The sequence below is a fragment of the Eikenella sp. HMSC061C02 genome, assembly GCF_001809035.1.
Classification (GTDB): Bacteria; Pseudomonadota; Gammaproteobacteria; order Burkholderiales; family Neisseriaceae; genus Eikenella; species Eikenella corrodens.
Map to the genome: position 1 here is coordinate 1 of NZ_KV795569.1, position 15,804 is coordinate 15,804.

18 protein-coding genes are annotated in these 15,804 nt (G+C 52.0%); 14 read left to right on the forward strand and 4 right to left on the reverse strand.

What is annotated here, in order from left to right:
* Positions 1 to 35: 35 nt before the first annotated feature.
* Entirely contained in the window at positions 36 to 365 is a 330-nt protein-coding gene (locus HMPREF2541_RS09685) for a hypothetical protein (protein ID WP_003823574.1), read from the reverse strand.
* 20 nt (positions 366 to 385) lie between these two features.
* On the reverse strand, positions 386 to 1,174 hold the full coding sequence (locus HMPREF2541_RS09690) for an inositol monophosphatase family protein (RefSeq protein ID WP_070543406.1): 789 nt from the start codon (positions 1,172 to 1,174) through the stop codon (positions 386 to 388).
* A 67-nt stretch (positions 1,175 to 1,241) separates the two neighbouring features.
* On the opposite strand from HMPREF2541_RS09690, the gene HMPREF2541_RS09695 reads away from it, so the two are divergent.
* The 11 genes from HMPREF2541_RS09695 to HMPREF2541_RS09745 all read left to right on the forward strand — a co-directional run bounded on the left by HMPREF2541_RS09695 (position 1,242) and on the right by HMPREF2541_RS09745 (position 10,040).
* Positions 1,242 to 1,964, forward strand: a complete 723-nt coding sequence (locus tag HMPREF2541_RS09695) for a 16S rRNA (uracil(1498)-N(3))-methyltransferase (protein WP_070543407.1) — start codon at positions 1,242 to 1,244, stop codon at positions 1,962 to 1,964.
* Between the two features lie 105 nt (positions 1,965 to 2,069).
* The gene (locus HMPREF2541_RS09700) at positions 2,070 to 2,933 is read left to right on the forward strand and encodes a ParB/RepB/Spo0J family partition protein (RefSeq protein WP_023887750.1); all 864 of its coding nucleotides are present in this window, start codon (positions 2,070 to 2,072) and stop codon (positions 2,931 to 2,933) included.
* A gap of 175 nt (positions 2,934 to 3,108) precedes the next feature.
* Positions 3,109 to 3,462, forward strand: coding sequence for an ATP synthase subunit I (locus HMPREF2541_RS09705; RefSeq protein WP_049258940.1), 354 nt, complete (start codon positions 3,109 to 3,111; stop codon positions 3,460 to 3,462).
* Positions 3,452 to 4,321: a F0F1 ATP synthase subunit A gene (gene atpB / locus HMPREF2541_RS09710; protein ID WP_003823566.1), complete on the forward strand. Its 870-nt coding sequence runs from the start codon at positions 3,452 to 3,454 to the stop codon at positions 4,319 to 4,321. The genes HMPREF2541_RS09705 and atpB overlap by 11 nt, the downstream gene beginning before the upstream one ends.
* 55 nt (positions 4,322 to 4,376) lie before the next feature.
* On the forward strand, positions 4,377 to 4,631 hold the full coding sequence (gene atpE, locus HMPREF2541_RS09715; RefSeq protein ID WP_003823565.1) for a F0F1 ATP synthase subunit C: 255 nt from the start codon (positions 4,377 to 4,379) through the stop codon (positions 4,629 to 4,631).
* Between the two features lie 54 nt (positions 4,632 to 4,685).
* Positions 4,686 to 5,156 (forward strand): F0F1 ATP synthase subunit B, encoded by a 471-nt coding sequence (locus HMPREF2541_RS11710; protein WP_003823563.1) that lies wholly within the window; start codon positions 4,686 to 4,688, stop codon positions 5,154 to 5,156.
* 4 nt (positions 5,157 to 5,160) lie between these two features.
* Entirely contained in the window at positions 5,161 to 5,706 is a 546-nt protein-coding gene (locus HMPREF2541_RS09725) for a F0F1 ATP synthase subunit delta (RefSeq protein ID WP_064085079.1), read from the forward strand.
* A gap of 9 nt (positions 5,707 to 5,715) precedes the next feature.
* A complete protein-coding gene (gene atpA / locus HMPREF2541_RS09730) occupies positions 5,716 to 7,263 on the forward strand; it encodes a F0F1 ATP synthase subunit alpha (protein WP_070543411.1) in 1,548 nt (515 codons plus the stop codon).
* A 24-nt stretch (positions 7,264 to 7,287) separates the two neighbouring features.
* Positions 7,288 to 8,166, forward strand: a complete 879-nt coding sequence (atpG, locus tag HMPREF2541_RS09735; protein WP_003823560.1) for a F0F1 ATP synthase subunit gamma — start codon at positions 7,288 to 7,290, stop codon at positions 8,164 to 8,166.
* A 40-nt stretch (positions 8,167 to 8,206) separates the two neighbouring features.
* Complete coding sequence (gene atpD, locus HMPREF2541_RS09740) at positions 8,207 to 9,604, forward strand: F0F1 ATP synthase subunit beta (RefSeq protein WP_003823559.1); 1,398 nt, start codon at positions 8,207 to 8,209, stop codon at positions 9,602 to 9,604.
* A 10-nt stretch (positions 9,605 to 9,614) separates the two neighbouring features.
* Positions 9,615 to 10,040: a F0F1 ATP synthase subunit epsilon gene (locus HMPREF2541_RS09745; protein WP_070543413.1), complete on the forward strand. Its 426-nt coding sequence runs from the start codon at positions 9,615 to 9,617 to the stop codon at positions 10,038 to 10,040.
* Between the two features lie 247 nt (positions 10,041 to 10,287).
* On the opposite strand, the gene coaD is transcribed toward HMPREF2541_RS09745, so the two are convergent.
* Positions 10,288 to 10,803 (reverse strand): pantetheine-phosphate adenylyltransferase, encoded by a 516-nt coding sequence (gene coaD, locus HMPREF2541_RS09750; protein ID WP_070543414.1) that lies wholly within the window; start codon positions 10,801 to 10,803, stop codon positions 10,288 to 10,290.
* Between the two features lie 222 nt (positions 10,804 to 11,025).
* On the opposite strand from coaD, the gene lnt reads away from it, so the two are divergent.
* The 3 genes from lnt to HMPREF2541_RS09765 all read left to right on the forward strand — a co-directional run bounded on the left by lnt (position 11,026) and on the right by HMPREF2541_RS09765 (position 14,816).
* The gene (lnt, locus tag HMPREF2541_RS09755; RefSeq protein ID WP_070543416.1) at positions 11,026 to 12,660 is read left to right on the forward strand and encodes an apolipoprotein N-acyltransferase; all 1,635 of its coding nucleotides are present in this window, start codon (positions 11,026 to 11,028) and stop codon (positions 12,658 to 12,660) included.
* A 191-nt stretch (positions 12,661 to 12,851) separates the two neighbouring features.
* Positions 12,852 to 13,703: an RNA polymerase sigma factor RpoH gene (gene rpoH / locus HMPREF2541_RS09760; RefSeq protein WP_070543418.1), complete on the forward strand. Its 852-nt coding sequence runs from the start codon at positions 12,852 to 12,854 to the stop codon at positions 13,701 to 13,703.
* Positions 13,704 to 13,976: 273 nt separating this feature from the next.
* The gene (locus tag HMPREF2541_RS09765) at positions 13,977 to 14,816 is read left to right on the forward strand and encodes a tetratricopeptide repeat protein (RefSeq protein ID WP_070543420.1); all 840 of its coding nucleotides are present in this window, start codon (positions 13,977 to 13,979) and stop codon (positions 14,814 to 14,816) included.
* 146 nt (positions 14,817 to 14,962) lie between these two features.
* Here the strand turns inward: HMPREF2541_RS09765 and HMPREF2541_RS09770 are convergent.
* Positions 14,963 to 15,804: amino acid permease (locus tag HMPREF2541_RS09770; protein WP_141744238.1), on the reverse strand; the 842-nt coding region annotated here is incomplete at its 5' end.

The window sequence follows — 15,804 nt, forward strand, 5'->3', positions numbered from 1 at the left end:
CTATATTGAGTGATTTTGCTTCCTAAGCCCCTAATTTAATCCGCCATAGCTTGTTCGATACAGGTAATTTGGGCGGCGGTAATTTTTAGGAACATACCGGCATTGAGCATGATCTCGGCGTGTTCTGCGTATTGAGTCAGGGTTAGTTCGGGCACGAAATAGGGAAACAGGCCATCTTCAGGATCGCAGTAATCGAAATACTGATTGGTTTCCAAGATGATGCCCAAGATGCCACTGCAATGGATACGGCCGATGTTTTTGCCTGTGATGGTATCAGTGAAGTGTAAATCGACATCTCGTCCGCTAGGGGAGAACTCGATTTTATATAGGTTGGAATTACGGAAGAGGGTGTGGGTGTGCAGCATGTTTCAGGTAGCCTTTCTGCCTACTGATTCGCCCGAATCCAAGCCAGCCAGCGCTCAAACAGGTCGGGCTGCAGGCCGGCGATGACGGAGCGTTTGAAAACGTGTTCGCCGCTCCAGAAGTCGTCGCCCTCCAGCGTGGCCAGGCGGCCGCCGGCTTCTTCGTAAATCAGGGCGCCGGCTGCGTAGTCCCACAGTTTTTGGCCGCCGTGCAGGTAGAGGTCGTAGCGGCCGGCAGCGAGGTAGCACCAGTCGAGCGTGCTGGAGCCCATACTGCGCTGTGAACCGAAGGGGTGGAGGGTTTGCATGCGGCTGGCGAGTTTGCCGGAGCGCAGATATTTCACTTCCACGCCGGCAATGGACTCATGCAGTTTTTTCGGTGTGTTACGTAAGGGCAGGGGACGGCCGTTGAGGTGTGCACCGTGACCGCGTTCGGCAGTGAACATTTCCTGCATCATGGGGTGGAAAATGGCACCCAACTGGGCGCGGCCGTGGCGGATGTAGGCCACGGAGAGCGCGAAGTGCGGCAGGCCGTTGATGAAGTTGTTGGTGCCGTCGATAGGGTCGACTACCCACAGCCCGGTTGCGGCGTGCTGCCATATGGCATGCTGCTCATCGGCGCTCATTTCTTCGCCCAGCATCGGGCAGTTGATGATTTGCGGCAGGCGTTCGGCAAACATGGCCTGGGCGTGCAGGTCGGCTTCGGTGAGGCGGGTGCCGTCGCTTTTGGTGCTGACGGCGGTGTTGAGAAAACGCGGCATCACGGCGGTTTGCGCCACTTCGCGAACCAGTTCTGCTAAACGGTTGAGCAAAATCTTTCCTTCCCGATGCTTTTCTGATAGAAACGGGATATTAACCATTTTTCGGGGTAAACAACAGATGCCGCGTTTTTATGTTCCGCAAACTTTTGTTGCCGGCGAGGTGCTGAAGCTACCTGAAAATGTGTGCCGGCATATCCAAGTGCTGCGCTTGCAGGTGGGTGAGCCGCTGGTGCTGTTTGACGGGCAGGGGCAGACGGCGGCGGCGGAATTGCTGGAAATCGGGCGCAAACAGGCGTTGGCGCGGGTGGATCGATTGCTCATGGAATCGCGCGAATCGCCGCTGGCGGTTACGTTGATTCAGGCAGTGTCGGCTTCAGAGAAAATGGATTTTGCGGTGCAGAAGGGCACGGAATTGGGGGTGAAGCGCATCGTGCCGACGGTTTCCATGCGTTCGAATGTGCGGCTTTCGGGCGAGCGGGCGGAGAAAAAGGTGCGGCGCTGGCAGGAAATTGCCATCTCGGCCTGTGAGCAATGCGGGCGCAACGAAGTGCCGCCGGTGGCACCGATTGCTGATTTGTCGCAGGTGCTGGCTGCGCTGCCGGCCGATTCGGGCGCGCGGCTGCTGTTGAGCCCGCACGGCGGTGTGCCGCTACGCAGCTTGCCGTCGGCGCAAAGCGCGGTGTTGCTGATTGGACCGGAAGGCGGGCTGACGGCAGAAGAAGAGGATTTGGCACGCTCGTATGGCTTTCAGGCGGTGCAGCTCGGCGCACGGGTGTTGCGCACTGAAACGGCGGCGCTGGCGGCATTGGCGGCGATGCAGGCCTTGTGGGGCGATTTTTAGCGGCATGGGCGCTGTGCTAAAATGCGCGAATTGAAAGTTTTCAGGTAGCCTTCTTCCTTACTTTAGAGGCTACCTGAAAAAATAACTGGATTAGGAAGCAGATAAATGGCAAAACCGAAAAGCGGCCTCGGCGGCCGGGGCTTGGATTCTTTGTTGGCCGGTGCGGTGGGCGACAGCAGCGGCGACAGGCTGACCAGTGTGCCGGTGCGCGACATCAAGCCGGGGCGCTATCAGCCTCGTTCGCAAATGGACGACGAAGGCTTGCAGGAGCTGGCCGATTCGATTAAGGCGCAGGGCGTGATTCAGCCGGTTATCGTGCGCGAGCACGGCCTGTCGCAATACGAGCTGATTGCCGGCGAGCGCCGTTGGCGCGCCAGTCAGCTGGCGGGTTTGGCCGAAATTCCCGTGGTGATTAAGAGCATTGGCGACGAAGCGGCGCTGGCGATGGGCTTGATTGAAAATATCCAGCGCGAAAACCTCAATCCGATTGAAGAGGCGCAGGGTTTGAAGCGTTTGGTAGACGAATTCGGCCTTACGCACGAAACCGTGGCCAAGGCAGTAGGGCGCAGCCGAAGTGCGGTGTCGAACAGCCTGCGCCTGTTGGCTTTGCCCGAACCGGTGCAGGAAATGCTGTTTTTACGCCAGCTGGAAATGGGGCACGCGCGGGCCTTGTTGTCGCTGCCGGTGATGGAGCAGCTGTCCTTGGCGCAGAAGGCGGTAAAAAACGGCTGGTCGGTGCGCGAGGTGGAACGGCGCAGCCAGCTGGCGCAACAGGCGCCACAGGAGAAGAAATCGAAAACCGTCAGCCCGGATATACGTTACCTGAACGAGGCGCTTACGGAAAAGCTGGGTGTGCGCGCGGAAGTACAAACTGCCAACCACAAACGGGGTAAGGTGGTGTTGCATTTCGACAGCCCGGAAACTTTTGCAAGGCTGATGCAGCAGTTGGATGTGAAGTTGCCTGATTGAGCAAAGGTTTGTCTGAGGTTTTAGGTGCTTGGAAGTTATGTCTGCATGGTTTTCAGGTAGCCTTTAATGCTTTGTAATATTGATATTGTTTGACAAGAATTAACACTTTTCTTGACTTTGTTGGCGTTTTTGCTTATATTTAAAAAGCTAACATTTAGTGTATAAAGATGGATGTATGGCGGCAACAATTTATCTCCAATTGGTAATCACGGCGATACTTGTTGCTGTTTTTTGGGTGTTTTCCGGTACGGTTGCAGCTAAGTCGGCAGCGCTGGGTTGTTTGTGTTATACCGTCCCCACCATCTTAGCGGTACTGGTTTTAAGGTTTTTCCTGAAGCTTCCGAAATGGCGTGGCAGCGCATTCTGGCTGGGAGAAAGTTTAAAAATAGTACTGGCGCTCGTGTTAATGGCGCTGGTGTTCGTTTTTTATCGCCAACACATCGTGTTCGTTCCGTTCATTGTTGGGCTGGGTGCGGTGAGTCATGCGGTGTTATTGATATTTTTGAAGGTTAAGAAGTATGGCCGGTGAAAGCATGAGTGCAGCCGACTACATCAAGCACCATTTGCAAAGCTTGACCAGTTTGTCGGATGTAAGCAAAGGGCAGGGTCTGCAAAATATTGCCGACTTCTCGTTTATAAACTTGGATTCCCTTTTTATTGCAGCTTTTTTGGCGGTTCTCGGATCGCTGGCAATGTGGTATGCCGCTCGCAAGGCGACGCCAGGTGTGCCGGGGCGTTTTCAAGCTGCTATAGAAATCTTGTTCGAGTTTATCGATAATTTGTGCAAGGGTATTATTCACAACGAGCAGTCGCGTAAAACAGTGGCGCCGTTGGGTTTGGCGCTGTTTGTTTGGATTGTCCTGATGAATACTATGGACTTATTGCCGGTGGATTTGTTGCCGTGGATTTGGCAGCATGTAACTGGTAATCATCATGCCCTACTGCGTGTGGTACCAACTGCAGATTTAAATATTACTCTGGGTATGTCGATTGGTGTGCTACTCACCTGTTTCATGTTTAATGTCAAAATTAAAGGGTTGGGTGGTTGGATTCATGAGCTGTTTGCTGCACCCTTTGGTATTTGGCTGGCTCCGTTCAATTTTATTTTGAATCTGGTGGAATTTTCTTCCAAAACCATTTCGCACGGCATGCGACTGTTCGGTAATATGTATGCCGGTGAGTTGGTGTTCTTGCTGATTGCGATGCTGGGTGGCGCTTGGGCTATGCCGGGTGAAGCGGTTACCTGGATTGACCCAGTGCTGGCGTTCTTCCATATCTTGGCTGGGTTTATTTGGGCAGTATTCCATATTTTGGTTATTGTGTTACAAGCGTTTATTTTCGTTGCTTTGGCTTTTGTTTATATCGGTCAAGCACATAGTTCTCATTAGTAGTTTGTTGTTTTTTGTAGTAGTTTAACTTTCACTTTTAGATAAGGAGTTTTAAATGGATTTGAATAGTGCATTGGCCATCACTTGCGGCCTGATTGTTGCGTTCGGTGCTGTGGCTGCTGCGGCCAGTATCGCATTCGTGGGCTCAAAGTACCTGGAGGCTTCTGCTCGCCAGCCTGAGCTGATTGAACCGCTGCAAACCAAATTGTTCCTGATTGCCGGTTTGATCGACGCGGCATTCTTGATCGGCGTGGCTGTTGCTTTGCTGTTCGCCTTCGTGAATCCGTTTGCCCCGGCAGTTGCAGGTTAAGATTACACAAACTTTTGACGTTTGTTTTAACCCTAACTGTGAAGGTTGAGTAAAGTGAATATTAATTCAGCTTTAATCATACAAATAATTGTCTTTTGCCTGCTGGTGTGGTTCACCGTGAAATTCGTGTGGCCACCCATTGCCAAGGCTTTAGATGAGCGTGCCAGCAAAATTGCCGAAGGCTTGGCTGCTGCCGAGCGTGGGAAAAGTGATTTCGAACAGGCTGAAAAGCGTGTGGCTGAGCTCATGGCTGAAGGCCGTGATCAAGTTGCCGAAATCATCACTAATGCAGAGAAGCGAGCCTCTCAAATCGTTGAGGATGCTAAAAAGCAGGCCTCTGATGAGGCTGCTCGTGTTGCTGCACAGGCTAAGGCCGATGTGGAGCAGGAAGTTAATCGGGCACGCGAAGCTCTGCGTGAGCAGGTGGCTGCGCTGGCAGTTAAAGGTGCTGAACAGATTCTGTGCAGCGAGATTAATGCCGATAAACATGCCCAATTGCTGGGTATGTTGAAGCAGGAGCTGTAAAACTATGGCTGAACTTGCCACCATTGCCAGGCCATATGCCAAAGCATTATTTGAATTGGCATCTGAAAAAGGCCAAGTCGAACTTTGGTTGGAGAAGCTGAAAGATTTGGCGTGGGCTGTCGGACAACCTAAGCTTACCACGTTGCTGGATGATGCTGGCATTGCTCCTCGCCAGAAGGCGGATGCCTTGATTGGATTGCTGGACGATATCCAGACGCCGCAATATACGGATTTCAAAAATTTTCTGTATGTGCTGGCTGAAGGGGGTAGATTGGCAGTTTTGCCAGAAGTCTATAACCAATATCAAGCATTGGTGCTGGTAAAAGACCATATACAGAAGGCTATAATTTACAGTGCCTTCCCGATGAGTGAGGGACAGTTCGCCAAGGTGGTAAGTGATTGCCAGCAGAAATTTGGCCACAAGCTGGAGGCTACCTTAAAGGTGGTGCCCGAGCTGATTGGTGGTATCAAAATTGAAGTTGGAGATAAAGTTTTGGACTTGTCCGTGCGGGGGAAGTTGAAAAACCTGTATACGGCCATGATAAATTAGGAGAGTTTCATGCAGCTTAATCCTGCTGAAATCAGTGAGTTGTTAAAATCTAAAATTGAAAACCTGAATGTAAAACAGGAAGCCAACACCTATGGGGGTGTGATTTCTGTGACCGACGGTATCGTGCGTGTACACGGATTGTCGGATGTAATGCAGGGTGAGATGTTAGAGTTCCCCGGCAACACGTTCGGCTTGGCCATGAACTTGGAGCGTGACTCGGTTGGTGCGATTGTATTGGGCGAGTACGAGCACATTAAAGAAGGCGATCAAGTTAAATGTACCGGTCGTATTTTGGAAGTGCCGGTTGGTCGTGAGCTAGTTGGCCGTGTAGTGAATGCACTGGGGCAACCGATTGATGGCAAAGGCCCTATTAACGCTAAAGAAACTGCACCGATTGAGAAAATCGCTCCAGGTGTAATTGCGCGTCAATCTGTGGACCAGCCGATGCAAACCGGCTTGAAATCAGTGGATTCTATGGTGCCGATTGGTCGTGGTCAGCGTGAATTGATTATTGGCGACCGTCAAACCGGTAAGACAGCCGTTGCATTGGATGCGATTGTTAACCAAAAAGGTACTGGTGTTATCTGTATTTATGTGGCAGTTGGTCAGAAAGCCTCTTCTATTGCTAACGTAGTACGCAAACTGGAAGAGCATGGTGCAATGGAGCATACCATTGTGGTGGCGGCAACTGCTTCTGAAGCAGCAGCTCTGCAATTTATCGCTCCGTATTCTGGTTGCACGATGGGCGAGTATTTCCGTGATCGTGGTGAAGATGCGTTGATTGTATATGATGACTTGTCCAAACAAGCCGTTGCCTATCGTCAGATTTCTTTGCTGTTGCGTCGCCCGCCTGGTCGCGAAGCTTATCCAGGTGATGTCTTCTATCTGCACAGTCGTCTGTTGGAGCGAGCCGCACGCATCAATGCTGATGAGGTGGAAAAACGTACGAATGGCGAAGTAAAAGGTAAGACGGGGTCATTGACCGCGTTGCCGATTATCGAAACCCAAGCTGGTGACGTGTCTGCTTTCGTGCCGACTAACGTAATTTCTATTACTGACGGCCAGATTTTCTTAGAAACCGATTTGTTCAACTCAGGTATTCGTCCGGCCATTAACGCAGGTATTTCTGTATCACGCGTGGGTGGTTCCGCTCAAACCAAGGTTATCAAGAAATTGGGTGGTGGTATCCGTTTGGCTTTGGCCCAATATCGCGAATTGGCAGCATTCTCTCAATTTGCTTCTGATTTGGACGAGGCTACCCGCAAGCAGTTGCAACATGGTGAAGTGGTTACTGAATTGATGAAGCAAAAACAATTCAGCACCATGAGTATTGCTGAAATGGCTTTGACCTTGTGGGCAATTAACAAAGGCTCTTACGAAGATATACCGGTATCTAAGGCATTAGCGTTTGAGGCTGACTTTTTGGGCTATGTGCGCACGCAACACGCCGATGTGCTGGATCAAATCAATCAGCAAGGCGTGATGAGTGATGAGAACGAGCAAGTTTTGACCGAAGCTATCAACACATTTAAAGCCTCCCGCAACTACTCGGCTTAAACCGCAGAAAAGGAAAAGTCTGAAATGGCAGTAGGGAAAGAAATCCTCACAAAAATCCGCAGTGTACAGAATACACAGAAGATTACCAAAGCCATGCAGATGGTATCGACTTCCAAAATGCGGAAAACGCAGGACAGAATGCGTTTGGCACGGCCTTATGCCGAGAAAGTGCGCATAGTAATGAGCCACTTGGCGCAGGTAGAAACTGAGCATAAGCAGTTGCCAATCTTGGAAAGCCGAGAAAACATTCGGCGTGCTGGTTTCATCTTGATCACTACCGACAAGGGCTTGTGTGGCGGGTTGAATGCCAATTTGCTAAAGAAGTTTTTGGGGCAGGTGCAAGAGTATCAGCAGCAGGGAGTGGAGGTGGAGGTTATCTGCTTCGGTAGTAAAGGCTTAGCTGCCTGTAATCGTGCAGGTCTCAATGTGGTGGCCAGTGCGGTGAATCTGGGTGACACTCCGAAGATGGAAGTGCTGCTTGGTTCGCTGACTGAAGTGTTTCAGCGTTATGCTGATGGTGGCTTGGATATTGTGCACTTGGTGTATTCTAGATTTATCAATACCATGCGCCAAGAGCCAAATTTGGAGACCTTGCTGCCTATCGGCCACAATGTGCTGAACGAAATATCGGAAGCAGAAGAATACGGCCGAGAATATGTTTATGAGCCGTCACCAATTTTGGTGTTGGAATATTTGGTACGCCGCTATTTGGAATCGGTGGTGTATCAGGCTTTGTGTGAAAACATGGCTTCCGAGCAGTCTGCCCGTATGGTAGCAATGAAGGCCGCTACGGATAACGCAAGCAACGCAATTAAGGAATTACGCCTGATTTACAACAAATCCCGTCAGGCAGCGATTACTACTGAATTGTCGGAAATTGTAGCCGGTGCCGCTGCAGTATAGGTGGGCAGAGCAGGCAGATTTGAATATTTAGGATAGATAAATGAACCAAGGCAAAATCGTACAAATTATTGGTGCGGTAGTCGACGTGGAGTTTCCGCGTACCGCCATTCCGCGTGTTTACGATGCACTCAAACTGGTTGATACTGATTTGACGCTGGAAGTACAGCAGCAGCTTGGTGACGGCGTTGTCCGTACCATTGCGATGGGTAGTACAGACGGTTTGAAACGTGGCTTGGCTGTGCAAAATACTGGTGCACCGATTACTGTGCCGGTGGGGAAAGCCACCCTAGGCCGCATCATGGACGTTCTGGGCAACCCCGTGGACGAACAAGGTCCGATCGGTTCTGACCAAACCCGTGCTATTCATCAATTTGCACCTAAGTTCGACGAACTCTCCAGCACTACCGAATTGTTGGAAACAGGCATTAAAGTGATCGATTTGCTTTGTCCGTTTGCTAAAGGTGGTAAAGTGGGTCTGTTTGGCGGTGCCGGTGTGGGCAAAACCGTGAACATGATGGAGCTGATTAACAACATTGCCAAAGCGCACAGTGGTCTTTCCGTATTCGCCGGTGTGGGTGAGCGTACTCGTGAAGGTAACGACTTCTACCACGAAATGAAAGACTCCAACGTGTTGGATAAAGTGGCAATGGTGTATGGCCAGATGAACGAGCCGCCTGGTAACCGCTTGCGTGTTGCTCTAACTGGTTTGTCGATGGCTGAATACTTCCGTGACGAAAAAGACGAAAACGGCAAAGGCCGTGACGTATTATTCTTTGTGGATAATATCTACCGCTATACTCTGGCGGGTACCGAAGTGTCGGCTCTGCTTGGCCGTATGCCTTCTGCTGTGGGTTATCAGCCAACTTTGGCTGAAGAAATGGGTCGTTTGCAGGAGCGTATTACCTCTACCCAAACTGGCTCCATTACCTCTATCCAAGCCGTATACGTACCGGCCGATGACTTGACCGACCCGTCTCCCGCCACCACGTTTGCCCACTTGGATGCAACTGTAGTATTGAGCCGTGATATTGCCTCCTTGGGTATTTACCCTGCGGTAGACCCTCTGGACTCCACTTCTCGTCAGCTCGATCCGATGGTGCTCGGCCAAGAGCACTACGATGTAGCCCGTGGTGTGCAATCTACCTTGCAGAAATACAAAGAGTTGCGCGACATCATCGCCATTTTGGGTATGGACGAGTTGTCTGACGAAGACAAGATGACTGTGATGCGTGCCCGTAAGATCCAGCGTTTCTTGTCGCAGCCTTTCCATGTGGCAGAAGTGTTTACCGGCTCACCCGGCAAATACGTTTCGCTGCGCGATACTGTGGCCGGTTTCAAAGCTATTCTGAGCGGCGAATACGACCACCTGCCGGAGCAGGCCTTCTATATGGTAGGCGGCATCGAAGAGGCTGTGGAAAAAGCCAAAACCCTGAACTGAGGAATGCAGCATGAGTATCATGCAAGTTGATGTGGTCAGCAACGAGGAGAGTATCTACTCCGGCGAAGCCAGCTTCGCCGTGGTGCCGACCCTAAACGGCGAGCTCGGTATTTACCCGCGCCACGAGCCGATTATGAGCTTGGTGCGCCCTGGGGTGCTGCGTTTGCAGGTGCCGGAGCAGGAAGAAGAGGTGTTGGTGGCCGTTTCCGGCGGTATTTTGGAAGTGCAGCCGCACAAAATCATGATTTTGGCCGACGTGGCTGTGCGCAGTGCCGAGCTGGATCAGGCACGTGCGGAGGAAGCTAGAAAAGCTGCCGAAGCCGGTGTGAAACAGGCCCAAGATGATGAGTCAATGGCTAAAGCCCAGGCAGCATTGGCGATTGCACTGGCTGAACTGAAGGCTCTTAATTACCTGCGCATTAAACACAAGCGTTAAACCAATCGGTTCGACGGACGAAAATAAAGCACGATCACATCGTGCTTTATTTTTCTTGTTGGTGATGGCAAGCCAAATTGGTTTTTATACAAGGTGGCAGGAGCACAGCCAGGTGAACCAACGCTGTAGCGAAAGTTAAGTTGGTTTGCTATAAGGCTACCTGAAAAAGCTGAAGCCAAGGGAATATGCCCATTCTGTAGGCATACCATTTTCAGGTAGCCTGCCTTGAGGGGCGGATGGTGGGCAATCAATCTTCAGCCGAACAGCCGTGGTCGGCCAGTATTTTGCGGTACACAGCATCGGGGACGTAGCGGCGGATGGTTTTCTGCCAGTTTTGCGGGCCGACCATGCCTTTGACCATGGTGGACGATACTTCGGCAAATTCGCGCGGCGGCATCAGGATAACGGTGGTGATGGCCGGTTGCAGGTCGGCATTGATGTAGCGCATGGCACGTTCGTATTCATAGTCTGAGCCGCTGCGGATGCCGCGCACCACGAAATCGGCTTGGATGCTATCGGCAAAATCAACCAGAAAGCGGTTGTGGAACTGGGTAACGCGCACATTGGGGAATTCGGCGGTAATGTCCACCAACATAGCTTTGCGCTCTTCCAGTGTGTAGGTGGCCTGCTTGTCGGGATTGGTGCCGATGGCCACGATAAGTTCGTCAAACATGGCCTGTGCGTGGCGGATCATCCATAGGTGGCCGTTGGTGGGGGGGTCGAAACTGCCGGCGTAAACGGCACGGCGGTGGTGTGGGTTCATGGTTGGTTCTGCATACGACAAATTAAAAACGGGCGAAGCCTACCCCGCTTGCTGCGGCAGTGCAAGTTTATTTTGGTAGGTTGTGCAGGTTGAAGCCGTTACTCGGTATCTTCAGCCATTGCGTTTTCAGGTAGCCTCCAGCCAGAAAAGGCTAACTGAAAACACCATGCAGCGATGATTTGGCTATATAATGCCGCTTCTTTATCAAGGCTACCTGAAAACATGAATTGGGTTGCGAAATTTGAGGATTGGTGTAGTCGGCGCTATGTGTACTGGCCGCTGGTAATGCTGCTGGCAGTCGTCACGCCGCTGGCGTTTGCGCCGTATTACCATTTTTGGCTGATGCCGCTGCTGTTCGGCGCCCTGATTCGGCTCACCGAGCTGCGGCCGCAAAACAGCGTGTTTGGCGGCTACTGTTTCGGGTTGGTGGGCTACGCCGCACAGTTCTATTGGATACACACCGCGCTGCACGACATATCCGGCCTGCCCAATCTGTATGCCTTACCGCTCACCATTCTGTTGCCCGCTTATCTTGCTCTTTATCCTGCCGCCTGCTTTTGGTTGCTGGAAAAAGCGCGCCTACCCCGTGGTTGGCGTATCGGCCTTTTGCTGCCCGTGTTGTGGGCGCTGGCCGAATTCGCCCGCGAGCGGGCGATTACCGGCTTTGGCTGGGGTGCATTAGGCTACAGCCAGGTGGCCGACTTTTCCCCACTGGCCGGTTATGCCCCCGTGGGCGGGGTGCACTTGCTTACCCTGCTGTGCGCCTTTTGCGGCGCGTGGCTGGTGCTGGTGCTGCACAACCAAGGTTGGAAGCGGCGGGTATTGCCGCTTGTGTTGCTGATCGGAGTTATCGTCGGTGGCTGGCAGCTGCGCCAAGTGCGCTTCACCGAGCCCGATGGCAGCAGCGCCACCGTGGCGTTGGTGCAAGGCAATATCGCGCAAACTTTGAAATGGGATGCCGACTATCTGAACGAAACCATGCAGAGCTACTATGAACAAGTAGCCAACAGCCATGCCGACATCACCATCCTGCCCGAAACCTCCATTCCCGTGATGCGGCAGGACTTGCAGGAATATAATCCCGGCATCCTCGACCAATTTGCCTACGAAGCCCAGCGCAACGGCAGTGCGCTCGCCATGGGTATTGCCCAATACAATCAGCAGCGTACAGGCTACCTGAATGCCGTGATTAACTTGAGCAATTACCATCCCGACCGCCCAGACGACATCCCGTTCTACGCCAAAAACCACCTCGTGCCCTTTGGCGAATACAAACCCCTGCCCGCCATCACCGAGCCGCTGTACCGCATGATGAACATGCCCTTGGCCGGTTTTGACCGTGGTGGCAGCGCCCAAGCCCCGCTGCTTTTGGCCAACCAGCGCGTGGCGTTTAACGTGTGCTACGAAGACGGCTTTGGCGACGAGCTGATTGCCTCTGCCAAACAAGCCAGCCTCCTGGCCAACGTGAGCAATTTGGGCTGGTTTGTCCGCTCCAACGCCATCCATCAACATTTGCAAATATCGCAAACCCGTGCTCTCGAGCTCGGCCGTTATATGGTACGTGCCACCAACACTGGTGCCACCGCCATCATCAACCCGCAAGGCCAAGTGGTGAAACTCGCCCCGCCCGACACCCGCACCGTGCTCGAAGGCAATATTGAAGGTTATCGCGGCGAAACCCCGTATATGAAAATGGGCGGCTCGCTGCCATTGGTGTGCGGTTTGTTGTGTTTGGCCGTATTGCTGATGCTGGCCGGCTATCTGCCGCGTCGCAAACCTGCTTCCGATACAATAGAGGAAAGGCTACCTGAAAAAAGCAGTGAACCAAGTGCCGAGCCGAAAGATGAGGGCAAATAAATACGGTTGCCCGAAGTTGTTGCTAGTTATTGCAATATAGAAAATAAATTAGAATTTAAAAAATACAAAATTTAACCTATCGTAAACCAAAATCACACAATATAGGTGTTTAATCACCCCTGTAACTAAAGAGACAGAAGAGATAAATGCCGCCGAAGGCGGTGTAAAATACCGAAAGGAATCAAAGAACAATGAATAACACATTTGCATTGCCCATCCCCAGCGGCCACGGCAGCTTGGAGCAATACATTCACACCGTGAACAGCATCCCGCTGCTCACCGCAGAGGAAGAACACAGCCTGGCCGTGCGCCAGCTGCAAGGCGACTTGGAAGCCGCCAAGAAACTGATTTTGTCGCATCTGCGCGTGGTGGTATCCATCGCGCGCGGCTACGATGGCTACGGCCTCAACCAAGCCGACCTGATTCAAGAAGGCAACATCGGCTTGATGAAAGCCGTAAAACGTTATGAACCCAATCGCGGCGCCCGCCTGTTTTCCTTTGCCGTACATTGGATTAAGGCTGAAATCCACGAATTTATCCTGCGCAACTGGCGCATGGTGCGCGTGGCTACTACCAAGCCGCAGCGCAAACTTTTCTTCAACCTGCGCAGCATGCGTAAAAGCATGAACGCCCTCTCGCCTGAAGAAGCGCAAACCATCGCCGACGATTTGGGCGTGAAAATGGACGAAGTGCTGGAAATGGAACAGCGCATGACCGGCAAAGATATTGCCCTGCTGCCAGATAACAGCGATAGCGATGAAGATAGTTACGCCCCTATCGACTGGCTGGCCGACACCCGCAGCGAGCCCACCCAGCAAATCGCCCAAAAAGCCCGCTACGCCATGCAGACCGAAGGCCTGCAAAACGCGCTTGCCCAGCTGGACGACCGCAGCCGCCGCATTGTGGAAAGCCGCTGGCTGCAAGATGACGGCGGCCTCACCCTACACGAACTGGCTGCCGAATACGGCGTTTCCGCTGAGCGTATCCGCCAGATTGAAGCCAAAGCCATTCAAAAACTGCGCGGCTTTATGAGTGAAGAGTGAGCTGCTTGTATAGATAAATGAAGGCTGCCCGAAAGGGCAGCTTTTTTGCGTTGGGTATTGTTTGGGGTTCGCATGGATTATGGTTGAGCTCGCATTGTGTATTTGCCCAGCCCTGCCTTGTTACGCTTCAACATCGTTGCCGCTTGGATTTCAGGTAGCCGGTGTATGGTATGTCGCTTGCTTGCAGATGGGGATGGTGGTTACCTGAAAAATTAGAGGTGCTGATTTGTGGGTTGTGCAGAGATCGTGTGAATTTCATTTTAAGGAGGCATAATGAAGAAGATAATTTGTATGTTGGCGTTATTGGCAGTAAATGGTTTTACTTGGGCGGATGGATGGATAAGTGGGGAGGCTTCAACAGCAAGCGGAAACTCGGGAGTGGTTATGTTGCAGCAACAGGCTGAGCGAAGCGATATGAATGCCCAATTTACTTTGGGTATGGCTTATGAGCATGGGTTGGGTGTGGAGCGGAATGCTGCGTTGGCGCGGAAATGGTATGAGGCAGCATCATCGCAGGGGCATATAGTTGCACCATATCATTTGGGGTTAATGTATTACCAGCCTGAATCTGGCAGGCCGGATTATGTTCGGGCTAGGCAGTGGTTTGAAAAGGCTGCCATGCGCGGGATGCCGCCAGCTATGATGTTTCTGGCAGGTATGTACCGGCATGGGTTGGGGGGAGAACGGGATGATCGGCGTTCGGTAGAGCTGGATGAACAGGCGGCACTACGAGGTTATCCGGTGTCACAAAATAGTTTAGGTTTGATGTATTTGGAGGGAGTGGGGAAGCCTCAAAATTATGCATTGGCCAAACAATGGTTTGAGCGGGCGGAGGCACAGGGTGAAAGTGCAGGAGCGTTTAATCTCGGCAGAATGTACCTCGAAGGATTGGGTGTGCGGTCGGATATCCATACAGCCATGCGCTGGTTCGAGCAATCGGCGGCACAGGGGAACCAAGATGCACAAGTGATGTTAGGCAAGATTTATTATCGGGGAATGGAGGGTGTGTTACCTAATCGTGCGGTGGCTATTGGATGGTTTGAAAAAGCTATGGCTCAAGGAGATGATGAAGCAAGGCGGATTTTGCAAGATATTCGTGGTGGTGGGGAGTGAAAGATGTAGCCGAGGCAAGCTGTTAGAGTTAGAGCAACTATTTCTTTCTGCTATCTTGGCTTGCCTTGCCGTGTTACTTGCTGATGAAATGTCAAAGGCTACCTGAAAAATATTTTCAGGTAGCCTTCCGTATCTAAGCAGACAAACTATTCATCTTCATCATCCTCGTCTTCTTCATCCCCCAAATCCACTTCTTCCAGCGGAATCAGGTGAGTGCGATAACGCAGCTTGTGGTAGAGGTAGAAACCGAAGAATACGGGCAGGCCCATATAGGTCACCACAATTCGTTCCCAGTCCACGTCGCCATGCATTACCAGCTGTGTATCCTGCCCCAGAATCACCAACACGCACAACACCAGCGCAACCAGCGGGCCGAAGGGGAACCATTTGGCACGGTAATCCAAGTCTTTCAACTCAAAGCCCTGAGCGATATAGGCACGGCGGAAGCGGTAGTGGCTGATGGCAATACCCAGCCAAGAGATGAAGCCGGTTAAGCTTGAAGCGGCCAGAATATATTCATAAGCGTGGTCGTTGAAAATCTCGATTAAAAACAGCAACAGCACCACCACTGCCGTGGCCAGCACCGAACGTACCGGTACGCCGAAGCGGTTTACCTTGCGGAAGCTCTTATAAGCCATGCCGCTTTTGCCCATGGCATACAACATGCGCACCGAAGCATACATACCCGAATTGCCGGCGGAGAGAATGGAAGTGAGGATGACCGCATTCATCACTGCCGCCGCCATAGCCAAACCGGCGCGCTCAAACACCAACGTAAACGGCGATTTGGCAATCTCAGACACGTTTTCCGCCCCCAGCAATTCCGGGCTGGTATAGGGAATCAGCAGGCCGATCACAAAAATCGACAAAATATAGAAAATCAGAATGCGCCAAAACACCTGTTTCACGGCTTTCGGGATACTCTCTTTCGGGTTTTCCGATTCGCCGGCGGTAATGCCGATGAGTTCTGTGCCTTGGAAAGAGAAGC